Annotated in this window: 10 protein-coding genes; all 10 read left to right on the top strand. The window is 38.8% G+C overall.

The features are described 5' to 3' along the window. The first annotated feature begins 126 nt into the window (after positions 1-126). A complete protein-coding gene (locus MB14_RS16770; RefSeq protein WP_084376129.1) occupies positions 127-1,266 on the top strand; it encodes a prolipoprotein diacylglyceryl transferase in 1,140 nt (379 codons plus the stop codon). Beyond that, complete coding sequence (locus tag MB14_RS16765; protein ID WP_062593661.1) at positions 1,263-2,705, top strand: BamA/TamA family outer membrane protein; 1,443 nt, start codon at positions 1,263-1,265, stop codon at positions 2,703-2,705. Before MB14_RS16770 ends, MB14_RS16765 begins: the two co-directional genes overlap by 4 nt. Before the next feature lie 80 nt (positions 2,706-2,785). Beyond that, entirely contained in the window at positions 2,786-3,601 is an 816-nt protein-coding gene (locus tag MB14_RS16760) for a PorV/PorQ family protein (protein ID WP_062593658.1), read from the top strand. Continuing rightward, complete coding sequence (locus MB14_RS16755) at positions 3,601-5,685, top strand: ComEA family DNA-binding protein (RefSeq protein WP_062593656.1); 2,085 nt, start codon at positions 3,601-3,603, stop codon at positions 5,683-5,685. The genes MB14_RS16760 and MB14_RS16755 overlap by 1 nt, the downstream gene beginning before the upstream one ends. A 148-nt stretch (positions 5,686-5,833) precedes the next feature. Continuing rightward, complete coding sequence (locus MB14_RS16750; RefSeq protein WP_084376128.1) at positions 5,834-7,747, top strand: M1 family metallopeptidase; 1,914 nt, start codon at positions 5,834-5,836, stop codon at positions 7,745-7,747. A gap of 200 nt (positions 7,748-7,947) precedes the next feature. Beyond that, positions 7,948-8,634, top strand: a complete 687-nt coding sequence (locus MB14_RS16745; RefSeq protein ID WP_062593655.1) for a TetR/AcrR family transcriptional regulator — start codon at positions 7,948-7,950, stop codon at positions 8,632-8,634. After that, complete coding sequence (locus MB14_RS16740; protein ID WP_062593654.1) at positions 8,634-10,355, top strand: peptidase domain-containing ABC transporter; 1,722 nt, start codon at positions 8,634-8,636, stop codon at positions 10,353-10,355. Before MB14_RS16745 ends, MB14_RS16740 begins: the two co-directional genes overlap by 1 nt. A gap of 7 nt (positions 10,356-10,362) precedes the next feature. Further along, positions 10,363-11,718, top strand: coding sequence for an HlyD family secretion protein (locus tag MB14_RS16735; protein WP_062593653.1), 1,356 nt, complete (start codon positions 10,363-10,365; stop codon positions 11,716-11,718). Then, positions 11,718-13,127: a TolC family protein gene (locus MB14_RS16730; protein ID WP_062593652.1), complete on the top strand. Its 1,410-nt coding sequence runs from the start codon at positions 11,718-11,720 to the stop codon at positions 13,125-13,127. Before MB14_RS16735 ends, MB14_RS16730 begins: the two co-directional genes overlap by 1 nt. A gap of 74 nt (positions 13,128-13,201) precedes the next feature. Next, positions 13,202-13,552, top strand: coding sequence for a DoxX family protein (locus MB14_RS16725; protein ID WP_062593651.1), 351 nt, complete (start codon positions 13,202-13,204; stop codon positions 13,550-13,552). Positions 13,553-13,564 lie beyond the last annotated feature (12 nt).

Genomic DNA, 13,564 nt, shown 5'->3' with positions numbered 1-13,564 from the left:
GAATTCCATAAACATTAACCTCAAGCGCTCATCATAATTTAGTTCCTTCAAATACCTTTCCTCAAAATATTGACGTTTATCCATTCTAAAACCTTCACCTTTTCCTAATTCCTATATCTTTGCTGTATGCACCATTTGACAATACTCTCCTACATCGTTTGGGATCCCATGAAAGAAATCATCAGGGGAATTCAACCGCCCGTTTGGTACAGTGTACTTTTTGCACTTGGCTTTATTATAGGCTATCAAATCATGGTCTATATTTTCAAAAAAGAAGGTAAAGACCCGCTTAACGTAGATACACTTACCGTACATATGGTATTGGCCACCATAATTGGTGCTCGTTTGGGGCATTTATTGTTTTATGAACCCGATCGCTTTTTAGCCGACCCATTAATGTTCTTTAGAACTTGGGAAGGCGGTTTAGCGAGCCATGGTGCAGCTTTCGGAATTTTAGCAGCGCTTTTCCTATACAGAAATTACTTCATAACAGTTGGTTGGTTTCCTCCACTCAAATTCAAAAAACAGAAAAAAGCCGGCCAGAGTTATCTCTGGATTGTAGATAGAATTGTAATTACTGTGGCTCTAGCCGCAGTTTTTATTCGAATGGGTAATTTTGTGAATTCCGAAATTGTAGGAAAACCAACAGGAACCGACCAAGGGGTAGTATTTGGGCGCATTGCCGAAATGTATTTTGAAGATGGCATTAACGGTGTGGACCGTGCCGAAGCTTCTAAAGGAACAAGTACAGAAGACCTAGAGCCGGGTATTGTACCTGTAGATATTTATGTAACTTTTGAAGGCACAAGCAGCACAGAGCAAGAAATAAGAGCTAAACTAGAACGCGAGTTCAAACCCATGCTTACGCGCTACCCCGTTAATGAGCATTATCAAGAACCACTAGGAACTCCGTTAAATTATGAGTTAACACCTATTGGCAGGCAGTGGGCGGCTACAATCCATACTTATGGGATTGTTCGATACCCAGCTCAGCTTTACGAATCGGCAACATCACTTATATTATTCTTTATTTTACTGGCGCTTTGGCTCAAATACAAAGAACGAACGCCAGAAGGCTTACTCTTAGGAATCTTCCTTATCTGGATTTTTGGGCTTCGTGTTTTTCACGAAACCTTCAAAGAAAACCAAGTGGCTTTTGAAGAAGGAATGAAATACAATATGGGACAACTATTGAGTATTCCTTTGGTGCTCATCGGGTTCTTTGTTTTAATCCGCTCTATGGTTGTAAGCAAGAAAAAAGAGTGATCGACATTAAGGTAAAAAAAGGCTTAAAAGGTGGAATAGTTTTATTCCTTCTGTTGATTTTCAGCCTAAATGGTTTTGGGCAAAACATTTCTGTTGAAGACAGTTTGGGTTCTGTGACTATCAATGTTGGCAAAATCTACATTACAGGAAATAAAAAAACGAAAGCTGAAATCATCCTTAGAGAGCTAGATTTTGTTGAAGGCCAACAAATTAGCGCAAGAGAATTCAGTCAATCGATTGTTTTAAGTCAGCAAAAATTAATCAATACGCGACTATTTGTTATTGCTGAAGTTGTCCCTCTTTTTATGTCCGACACTCAAGTCGATATTCTAATTCGACTGCAAGAGCGTTGGTACATTTTTCCATTGCCTATTTTTAAGCTTGCCGACAGGAACTTCACAGAATGGTGGGTGAACCAAAAACGTGATTTTGCAAGGGTGAATTATGGAGTTCAACTTTATCATTTCAACTTAACAGGCCATAACGACAAACTTATTTTCAGGTCGCAATTCGGCTTTACAAAGCAATACGAATTACAATATCAGCGACCGTATATCAATAAAGCACAAACCTTAGGACTTACACTAAGAACCAGCTTCGCAAATAACAAAACGGTTGCCACCAACACCGATGGGCACCGGCTACAATTTGAACAGTCGGACGATATTAATCGCAGAATTTTTTCTTCTAGCGGAACACTCACTTATCGTCCATCTTTTTACAGCAGGCATTCCATTGATGCGGGCTTTAGCCGGGCAAGTGTTAGCCAACTTATTACAAATGCCAACCCCGACTATTTTCAGAATGGTGAACAGTTACAGAAGTACTTCAGGCTAAGCTATGTATACTCATGGGACAACCGTGATTACTTCGCCTACCCCCTCTCTGGCAATCTGTTCAGAGGTGAAGTCAGTAATTATGGAATGGGCATTTTCAATGACTTAAATATGTTTTCTGTCCGTGGCTCAACCAGTAACTTTTTTGATTTAGGAGGGAAATTATACTTAGCTAATTCACTTGAAGGATACTATAATTTTAGTGATGAAATCCCATATATGCTTCGCTCTGGCTTTGGCTATAGGCCAGATTTTATTCGAGGCTACGAACGCTATGTAGTTGAAAGCAATGCATTTGTATCAAATAGAAGTGAATTCAAATACAAATTCCTTTCGGGTATTCAAGAACTGAATAGAAGAAGCCTGATCGATCAATTTAGAACCATGCCTTATGCTTTTTATCTCAAGGCATTTGTAGACATGGGCTATGCTGGTGACCCGATTCGTTCTACAACCAATAATTTCTACAATAAGGAATTAATGTATAGCGCTGGTCTCGGCCTCGATATAGTGACCTACTATGACTTTGTGGTCCGCTTTGAATTTAGCGTAAACCGACAAAAGCAAACAGGTTTCTTTGTCAACTTCATGTCGGCACTGTAGTGTAAAAAATCAAATATTGACCTCCTCAATTTTGTAAAAAATATTTATAGGATTTATTCCAAATATTGTATTTTTAGTTTGTGAAGATTGTCTATACTCTTTTAATCGCACTTTGCTTTTCCTTAAGTACCTCTGCTCAATTAGCCAGCAGAGCACCTGTGGGGCCACGAGCACTCAGCATGGGCGGTGTATCGTCCGTCTTTCACGATAGTTGGTCCATATTCAATAACCCAGCGGGCCTAACTGAAACAGAAGAACTGACCGCTCTTTTTGCTTACAAAACCATTTTTGATTTTGCTCCTTTCAATACTGTTTCGGCTGGTGTTGCCATGCCTACTAGTATAGGCAGTATGGGTTTTTCAGTGTTCCGTTTTGGTGACGATATTTTCAATAGCCAAATGGCGAGCCTTTCTTTTGCTAGAAAAACTGGGATTATACGACTAGGCCTAAAATTGAATTATTTGCAATATAATATCGAGGGGTTTGGGAGCAAGAGCACCCTGCTTTCAGACATTGGTGTAGTAGCTGACCTCACTCCTCAACTCACTTTTGGGGCGCACATTTATAATTTCACCCAGTCTTCAATTGCAGCAGATAACCGAGAAAAAGTACCCACAGTAATTAATTTGGGCATTGCTTATAAGCCTTCTGAAGAAATCACTTTGGTGATTGAAGGCGAAAAAGACATTGATCTTGACCCAGACTTAAAGTTAGGTTTGGAGTACCAAGTCATAGAAAAAGTAAAAGCCAGAACGGGCTTTTCAACCTTAACCAACACCCATTCGTTTGGAACAGGTTTACAACTCAGTCGCTTTGGTTTGGATTACGGAATCCGAATTGATAGAAAATTAGGCCACACTCACAACTTCGGTTTAACCTTCCAAATCAATGAGTAATGAAATGTGCTCGGTTATTCATAGTGACGCTTACGGCTTTACTTCTCTGTGAAGGAAAAACACTAGCACAAAAAGAAGAACAATTTGATCTAGAATTATTTATTGAAGAACTCTTCAACCTTCAAGATGAAGATATTAACTATGAAGACCTCTATGAGACTTTGCTTACTCTTTATCAAAATCCGCTAAACCTCAATACAGCCAACACATACGAGTTACAGAGTTTATATATACTTTCCAGTGTTCAAATTCAAAACCTGCAAAATTACATCCTAGAAAAAGGAAAGCTGATTACGCTTTATGAGCTACAAGTAATCGAGGGTTTTGATTTTGCAACCATAGAACGCCTAAAGCCTTTTGTAACGGTTGATTCTAAAGATGCCCTAGTAGATGATCGTCCGCTTTTGCAGCGAATTTTAGAAGAACGGAACAATTATCTCATTTCTCGCTACGAACGAATCTTAAACCAGAAGAAAGGCAACAGCCCAAAAGAATCCCCTGATGATTCGCGTTATGCTGGCTCAGCAGACAAATTCTACCTTCGGTATCGAGTTTCCAAGCCCAATGATTTCAGCATTGGGTTTACCACAGAAAAAGACGCAGGAGAACAATTTCATTGGAACCCAAAAAGCAAAACCTATTTCAGCGATTTCTGGTCGGCTCATTTTATGCTCGAAAATCAAGGCAAATGGCAAAAACTGATTGTTGGAGACTACCAATTACAGTTTGGACAAGGCCTAATCTTTGGCGCTGGATTTGGGGTTGGAAAAGGTTCTGAAACAGTAAATACAGCCAACCGAGTTACATTAGGAATCAAGCCTTATACTTCAGTTTTGGAAGGTGGCTTTTTAAGAGGAGCAGCAGCCAGTTATACTTTGAATAAAAAGCTGACAGCCACCACTTTTATATCTTATTTAAAACAAGACGCCAATGTTCAAACAGGTGGAAATAATGAGGATTTTGAATCCTATTTTTCTACCATACAACTTACAGGAATGCACCGAACGCCAACAGAATTGGCCAACAAAAAACAGGTAGGTGAAACTGTTTTGGGAATGAATCTTAATTACCGACCAAACGACCGTACCGAAGCTGGTTTTATCGCAAGTACCAATCATTTCTCAACCCCAATTTTACGTAGCGACAAACCCTATAATAAGTTTGAATTTAAAGGCCAATCCAACCTGAACATGAGTATGTATGGAAAATACCAATGGAAGCATTTTCTGCTTTTTGGTGAAAGTGCCATCTCCAAAAGTGGAGGAATTGGTGCTGTTGGTGGCTTTACAACCAGCTTAACTCCTCGTGTCGAATTTGCTATGGTACTTCGATCTTACCAAAAGAATTTCCACACTTTTCGTGGAACCTCATTTGCCGAAGGAAGCCGTAACATCAACGAAAAAGGCGTTTATTGGGGTATCAAATACACCCTGAATCGAAAATTCTATCTCACTGCTTATTATGACACATACCATTTCCCGTGGTTAAGATTTCGGGTTGACGCGCCTTCTAATGGTCATGATTATTTGCTTAGGCTAAATTATAACCCTGGCAGCAGAATAAAACTGTATGGCCAATTCAGACGAGAGTTCAAGGATACCAATGTGAGTAGTGAAACTTTGAACAACAATATTATAACCTCAGGACGGAAAGATCAGTACCTCATTAATCTGGAATATGCCTCCGGTATTCGGTTTAGTTTTAAATCACGAGTACAATTCAGCGAATACCGTCTGATTAATGAAAAAACAATGGGCTATGCTTTTATTCAAGATGCCGTTTATAAAAATGGGGACTGGGTTTTTAGTGCAAGAATGGCCCTATTCGATACAGAAGGAAGCCAAAACAGACAATATGCATATGAGCGTGATGTACTCTATGCGTTTTCAATTCCAGCATACAGCGGCAGAGGCATTAGAAACTACCTACTGGTTCACTATAAAGCATTCCGAAAAATGGACCTATGGGCAAGAATTGCCAGAACCACTTATTACGACCGAAACGAAATTGGAACAGGACTAGAAACGATTAATGGAAATAAACGGACAGAGGTCAAGTTTCAGGTACGGTATAGATTAAACTAAGCCCGACAAAACGGTTTAAGTTCGTAAATTTCATCCTACCAAATTTCAATTCTGTTTACTCCTGAAACAATAAATCCTACCACTCGAAAATATTGTTTTGGACTGATGACATCAGTTTAATAATTTACATCTTTAAACTTAAAAGACGATGACGAAAAAAATTGGAAGTTACTTCCTTTCCATGGCCTTGCTAATGTTTAGCTTACAGGCCTGCTCTCAAGGAAACGGACCTGCGGCAACAAAGCCCGACAATGAGCGATGGCAACAAGCCATTGAATACAAAATGGAAATTGATATGGACGTGAAAACCAACAGGTTTCAGGGCGTTCAGAATGTGAAATACACTAACAATTCTCCAGATGCCTTAGATCAAGTTTTCTACCACCTCTATTTTAATGCCTTCCAACCAGGAAGCATGATGGATGTTAGATCAAGAACCATTGCTGATCCAGACAGAAGAGTAAGAGATAGAATTTTCAATTTGAAAGAAGATGAAATCGGCTACCAAAAAATCAAATCTTTAAAACTAAACGGAAAGCCTGTAAAATACGAAGTGGTAGGAACGGTTTTAGAAGTTCAACTTGACCAACCAATCGCCCCAGGAAGCACTGTTGATTTTGATATGGAATTTGAAGCACAAGTTCCAGTTCAAATTAGAAGAACAGGGCGTGATAATGCCGAAGGCGTACGCTACTCTATGGCGCAATGGTTCCCTAAAATGGCTGAATACGATTACCAAGGCTGGCATGCGGATGAATACATTGGCCGCGAGTTTTATGGTGTTTGGGGTAACTTTGATGTAAAAATCAAGATCGACAAAGATTATTTAATTGGTGGCACTGGTTATTTACAAAACCCATTAGAAATTGGGCATGGATATGAAAACGAAGGAGAAACCGTAAATCAAAAAGTTGAAAACGGAAAGCTGACTTGGCATTTTGTAGCGCCAAATGTTCATGATTTCATGTGGGCTGCTGACCCTGATTATACACACAAAAAGTTAACTACAAAAGACGGTTTAGAACTTCATTTCATCCACAAAAAAGGTCAGAATGAAGAAAACTGGGATAAAGTAATACCTCAAACAGAAATGTTATTTGAGTATGCGAGCAAACACTTTGGTAAATACCCTTACAAGCAATTCTCTGTAATTCAAGGCGGAGATGGTGGTATGGAATACCCAATGTCTACTTTGATTACAGGATCAAGAGGAAGCTTAATAGGTGTAACTGTTCATGAAGCAATGCACGATTGGTATCACGGTATTCTGGGCAGTAACGAAGCTCTTCACCCTTGGATGGACGAAGGTTTTGCTTCATATGCTTCAACTAGAATTATGGATTACATTAACCGTAAAACTAGAGGTGAATCTGAGCCTGAAGTAACCCTAGAAAACCTAGGTAATAACTCTGGTCAAAGAAGCTATGTGGGTTTATCAAAAAGCGGAAGAGAAGAACCTTTAAGTACTCACTCGGATCATTTCAACCTTAATGGGGCTTATAGTAGCTCGGCATATGGTAAAGGAGCAGTTTGGATGAGTCAAATGGGATATGTAATTGGCGAAGAAAACCTAAACAAGGCTTTATTGGCCTACTTCGATGATTGGAAATTCAAACATCCTAATCCAAACGATGTTTTGAGGTCTTTTGAAAAAGTATCGGGCTTAGAATTAGATTGGTACAACGAATACTTTGTATACACTACAAAATCAATTGATTATGGAGTAAAAGAAGTAAACGGTGAAGGCAATAAAACCAACGTTACTCTAGAAAGAGTTGGTATGATGCCAATGCCAATGGATGTGGTTGTGACCTATAAAGATGGTTCAAAAGAAGTACACTACATGGCCTTGAGAATGATGCGTGGCGAAAAACCAGCTGAAACTCAAGACAAAAGAATTGTACACCCTGACTGGGCATGGGTAAGCCCTACTTATGATTTCACAATTGACAGACCAATGTCTGACATTGCTTCAATTGAAATTGATCCTTCTGGTAGAATGGCCGATGTAGAAAGAGGAAACAACAAATGGGAAGCGAACTCTTTGAATACTAACAAGTAGTAAACTTCTACAAAAAATTATAATGAAGCAGCTCAGCCGAAAGGTTGAGCTGCTTTTTTATGTCCACCCTGGAAATCTCATAACCCTTTTCAATCAACAAAATTCATAATTGAAAGTAATACTATCGTTATTGTTTATTTTAATTTTTATTTCAAAAGTATTTAAACCTTTTTTGAAAGTAGGCGTTAGGTTTTCGCGACATGAATAATTTAATTAGCCAGATGCAAATCCAAGTGAATGAGAAGATCTTCTTAAAGGATCCTAATTCATCTGAACTTGGTAAAAAAATCATTAGTAACGGAATCGAATTAATTAATGAAATAGGGCTGGAAAGTTTCACTTTCAGGAAGTTAGCTACTAAACTAGAAACTACAGAAAGCTCAATCTACCGTTATTTCGAAAGCAAGCACAAACTCCTTTTATACCTTACTTCTTGGTACTGGGGCTGGTTAGAGTATCACTTAGTGTTTTCAACTGCTAATATTTCATCTGCGGAGGAAAGGTTGAAAGTGGCTATCAAAGTGATCTCAAAAGACATTCCCGACAATGAAATGTTTGGCCATATCAATCTTGGTTTGCTCAACAAAATTGTAATCTCAGAATCATCTAAGGCATACCTTACCAAGCAGGTAGACGATGCCAATAAGGAAGGCTTCTATGCGGGTTACAAACGTATGGTGCTTCGAATTAGCGAAATTATTAAAGAGCTAAATCCAAATTTTGGTTTTGCGAGTACGCTCACTTCAACGATTATAGAAGGCATTCATGATCAAAAATATTTTGCCGAGCATTTGCCTACCCTAACAGATATATCTGGCGACTCATCTGTTCTTACACAATTTTATACCGACATGGCCATTTCAACCATTCAGCAAAACACTAAATAATGAACCCTGCAATAAGTATTTCTCCTGTAAAAAGGTTTTTAAACATGCTTAAAGTGGATAAGCGTGAAATTATAAGCGTGTATGTATATGCACTCTTTAATGGCGTTATCACACTTTCACTACCCTTAGGAATTCAAGCTATCATCAACCTTATTAGTGGCGGGCAGGTATCTACCTCATGGTTTATTTTAGTGATTTTCGTAATCGTTGGAGTAATAGCATCAGGTGTAATGCAAATCATGCAACTCACCATAACGGAAAATATTCAGCAGAAAATATTTACTCGTTCCGCTTTTGAGTTTGCCTATCGCATTCCTAGAATGAAGATGGAATCGATTAAGAATGCCTATATCCCTGAATTGGCTAATCGTTTTTTTGACACCTTATCGGTTCAAAAAGGACTATCAAAAATCTTGATCGACTTTTCAAGTGCATCGTTGCAGGTAGTTTTTGGGCTGATTTTACTTTCGCTTTACCATCCGTTTTTCATCATGTTCGGATTGCTTTTGGTGGTTGTAGTGTATTTAATATTTCGTTTTACGGCACCAAAAGGCCTTAAAACCAGCATTATAGAATCCAAAAACAAGTATATGGTTGCGCATTGGTTAGAAGAGTTGGCCCGCGCTATGGAAACCTTTAAACTGGCTGGTCAAACACCTCTACCTTTAGAGCGAACAGATGATGTTGTAGAAGGCTACTTGACCTCTAGGAAAGCGCATTTTAAAACCCTACTTACGCAATACATTAACCTGGTAGGTTTTAAAGTATTGGTTACTGCGGGTTTGCTATTAATCGGTGGGCTTTTGGTGATTAATCAGCAAATGAACATAGGCCAATTTGTAGCGGCTGAAATTATCATCATTTTGGTTTTAAACTCAGTTGAAAAGCTCATTCTGAGCATGGAAACCATTTACGATGTACTCACTTCAATTGAAAAAATAGGAAATGTAACAGATATTCCTCTTGACAGTGATAGTGGCACAACGGCAGATACATCAGACGAACTTGGCCTTTCCATTAATATTACCAATTTAGGTTACAGGTTCAGTTACCTGAAAGAAGACACCATCAAAAATGTAAACCTAAGTATTGACCCGGGTGAAAAGATATGTTTATCAGGCTATAATGGCTCCGGCAAATCTTTGCTTCTACATGTTGTTTCTGGTTTATACGATGAATACAGCGGTTCGATTTCAAGCCAGGGCGTACCATTGACGAACTGGTGTAAAGCAGATTTTCATAAACTTATTGGCGACAACCTTACGCGTGGTGACATCTTCAATGCCACTCTATTCGAGAATATTTCATTAGGCAAACCTGAAATCACTATGAGTCGCGTACAGCAAGTAGCAGAAATTGTGGGTCTCAAAGATTTTGTAGATGCCATTCCTCAAGGCTATTACACTACCCTATTGCCCGAAGGGCGAAACCTACCGCAAAGCATAATCCTGAGAATAATGTTGGCCAGAAGTATTGCTGGAAATTTTAAAATGATTCTACTAGAAGACAATTTTAATCAACTGAATGAGAAAGACAAGGCTTCATTCTTGGACTTCCTTCTTAGCCAGCAATGGACAGTAATAGCGGTTTCGAACGACCCATTTGTAGCAGACAAATTTGACCGAACCATTGTGATGGAAAAGGGAGAAATTATTGCAAAGGGTACGGTGTCATCGATGACGACTTACCCATGGTATTCAAACATTTTTTCTAAAAAATAATCATAGCATGCTAAACATCAGTCCAAACAAAATTGAGGGGAAGGTTGAAACATCAAAATTCCGATCGTTTGCCATGGTAAAGGATTATTATGCTGGTAAAATCTTCACTCGGCTTGTTGCCATATTCTTCACGCTTTTTATTCTGGCCTTGTTTTTACCTTGGACACAGAACATTAGGTCAACTGGCGTGGTAACCACTTTGCAGCCCGATCAACGTCCGCAAACAGTAAACTCAATTATTAGTGGTAGAATAGAAAAGTGGTATGTAAGGGAAGGCAATTATGTAAATAAGGGAGATACCATTTTATACATCTCAGAAGTGAAAGACGATTATTTCGATCCTGAACTTTTGTCTAGAACCCAAGAACAAATCACTTCGAAATCATCTAGCTTGAATTCCTATTCAGGAAAAATAAACGCTTTAGATAACCAGCTAGAAGCCTTATTAAAAACCAAGGAGCTTAAGCTTGAGCAAGCGAAAAACTACATTCGACAAATTGAGCTCAAAATTCAGTCAGATAGTATTGATTTTCAAGCCTCTAAAACAAACAACGCAATTGCAGAGAATCAATTGAAACGGATGGAACAACTTTATGAAAGTGGTTTAAAGTCGCTCACAGATCTGGAAAGCACTCGTTTAAAGCTTCAAGAAACACAAGCCAAAAAGATTAGTGCTGAAAACAAATTACTCAGCAGCAGAAATGAACTGATCAATGCTCAAGTTGAGGTTAACTCCATTGAAAATCAGTACCAAGATAAAATTGCCAAAACAGAATCGGACAAATTCACGGCCATGTCGAATAAGTTTGATACTGAGGCTACAGTATCTAAAATGGAGAATCAGTACAAAAACTATTCTGTAAGAATGGGCATGCATTATATTACGGCTCCTCAAAATGGATACATTACAGAAACCATTAAATCTGGTATAGGAGAAACCTTAAAAGAAGGCGAACAACTTTTGACGATTATGCCTGCAGATTATGATTTAGCCGTTTCCCTCTACATAAAACCAATGGATCTACCTCTCATTAGAGAAGGTCAACCGATCCGTTTCATCTTTGATGGCTGGCCGTCTATTGCTTTTTCTGGCTGGCCAAACCTGTCGTACGGAACTTTCGGAGGAAATGTAGTAGCCATAGACAATTTCACAAGTGCAAACGGACAGTATAGGGTTTTGGTAGCCCCAGACCCAAGTGATGAACCTTGGCCAGAAGGTTTGCGTGTGGGTTCTGGCGCTAATGGAATGGCCTTATTGAAAAACGTACCTATATGGTATGAACTATGGCGTAAGCTCAATGGCTTTCCTGCAGACTACTATGTAGCCGAGAACAGTACAGACAATAGTTCAAAAAAGAAGTAATGAATAGATTGATAAAAACCATCTTATTACTTTCAATCTGCTTCCATTTTGCTCAAGGGCAAGAAGAGCGTCCAATATTTACCCAAGATCAACTTCTTTGGTACATAGAGAATTATCACCCTATTGCTCAGCAAGGTAAACTACTAATTCAGCAAGGAGAAAGCTCTGTAAGGGCAGCCCGTGGTGGCTTCGACCCCAAGTTATTCGCCAATTTTGATCAAAAGCAATTTGAAGACAAAGAGTATTACAGCATCCTGAATAGTGGTTTGAAAATCCCAACTTGGTATGGACTTGAGTTTAAAACTGGATTTGATCAAAACAGTGGTGTATACCTAAATCCAGAAAACAAAGTTCCTAATGGAGGTCTTTGGTATGGGGGTGTTTCAGTGTCACTAGGACAAGGCCTGTTTATAGATAAACGCAGGGCGGCATTACAAAAAGCCAATGTATTTGCTTCTTCGACTGTGGCAGAACAAAAAGCACTGATGAATGAACTTTACTTTGATGCTATTAAACAATATTGGAAGTGGGTACAGGCCTATAATGAATATCGAGTTTATGAGGAGTCTGTTAGCTTGGCAGTTACTCGTTTTGAAGCCGTTAAAAACAGTCATTTACTTGGCGACAAGCCTGCAATAGATACCTTAGAAGCAAAAATTCAAGTTCAGAATAGAGAGTTAGGTCGAAATGAATATCAACTAGCCTACCAAAATGCTACGCTCGAACTTTCAAACTACTTATGGTTTGAAAACAACACTCCTTTAGAGATTACTGACGAACTCAGACCTCCGCTTTTCGATGAAATTGAGTTGAGTAACACCACCTCCTTTGATACTCTACAAGCCTATGTTAATGCTGTACCTAATGCTCATCCCGACATGCAGATTTATCAATTCAAGCTGTCATCACTAGAAATTGAAAGAAAATTGAAAGCAGAGAAAATAAAACCAAAACTCAACCTCAACTATAATTTCCTAAGCGAACCTGTAGGAGACAATTTCCTGAATAATGTTTCGAACCAAAACTACAAATGGGGTATTGAGTTTAGCTTACCTATTTTTTTAAGAGAACAACGTGGCAACCTGCAATTGGCCAAGTATAAAATAGAGAATACCGCCTTTGGGCAACGACAAAAACAGTTGGAAATAGAAAATAAAGTACTGAGTTACTTTAATGAACATGTTGCATTAAGAAAACAGGTAGATATATATAGAGATGCTGTAAGCAACTATAGTAGCTTACTAGAAGGAGAAAGAATCAAATTTAATATAGGCGAGAGTTCTCTTTTCTTAGTCAATTCCCGCGAATCTAGTTTGATAGAAGCCCGACTCAAAGCCATTGCTCTAGTGTCTAAATACAACATTTCTAGCGCTGGAATTGACTATGCCTCTGGTCGACTTTATAAGTAATTAAGTACCCCAATATTAATATGTAGGGTTCTCAAATCGAATTGACTTATATTGAACAGCTAAACCGTTCCCTCATGGAGAATACTTCGCTTTATATCATGAGTGCCATGTACATTTTAGCTGGCATTATGCACTTTATTAAACCAAAGGCCTACCTCAGAATTATGCCGAGGTATCTTCCCTACCATTTAGCCTTGGTATATTTGAGTGGTGTTTTCGAGATCGTTTTTGGTACATTACTCCTCTTTCCTTCTACTCAAGAAATTGGTGCTTGGGGAATTATAGCCGTACTCATTGGCGTTTTCCCTGCCAATATCCATATGCTCCAAACGAACAAAGTAAAAAAGACATGGTACATAATTGCCCTGTGGGTAAGGCTTCCGCTGCAGGGATTTTTAATTTACTGGGCTTGGTTATTTACATAGAAAAGGAGTCCG

The sequence above is a fragment of the Roseivirga ehrenbergii genome, from assembly GCF_001593005.1.
Taxonomy (GTDB): domain Bacteria; phylum Bacteroidota; class Bacteroidia; order Cytophagales; family Cyclobacteriaceae; genus Roseivirga; species Roseivirga ehrenbergii.
This window is presented reverse-complemented; position numbering and strand designations above follow the sequence as displayed.

Bases quoted from the DNA above. Each gene is read 5' to 3' on its own strand.
- MB14_RS16725 (WP_062593651.1), top strand. From the start codon at position 13,202: ATGGAGAATACTTCGCTTTATATCATGAGTGCCATGTACATTTTAGCT.
- MB14_RS16735 (WP_062593653.1), top strand. From the start codon at position 10,363: ATGCTAAACATCAGTCCAAACAAAATTGAGGGGAAGGTTGAAACATCA.
- MB14_RS16750 (WP_084376128.1), top strand. From the start codon at position 5,834: ATGACGAAAAAAATTGGAAGTTACTTCCTTTCCATGGCCTTGCTAATG.
- MB14_RS16745 (WP_062593655.1), top strand. From the start codon at position 7,948: ATGAATAATTTAATTAGCCAGATGCAAATCCAAGTGAATGAGAAGATC.
- MB14_RS16740 (WP_062593654.1), top strand. From the start codon at position 8,634: ATGAACCCTGCAATAAGTATTTCTCCTGTAAAAAGGTTTTTAAACATG.
- MB14_RS16770 (WP_084376129.1), top strand. From the start codon at position 127: ATGCACCATTTGACAATACTCTCCTACATCGTTTGGGATCCCATGAAA.
- MB14_RS16730 (WP_062593652.1), top strand. From the start codon at position 11,718: ATGAATAGATTGATAAAAACCATCTTATTACTTTCAATCTGCTTCCAT.
- MB14_RS16755 (WP_062593656.1), top strand. From the start codon at position 3,601: ATGAAATGTGCTCGGTTATTCATAGTGACGCTTACGGCTTTACTTCTC.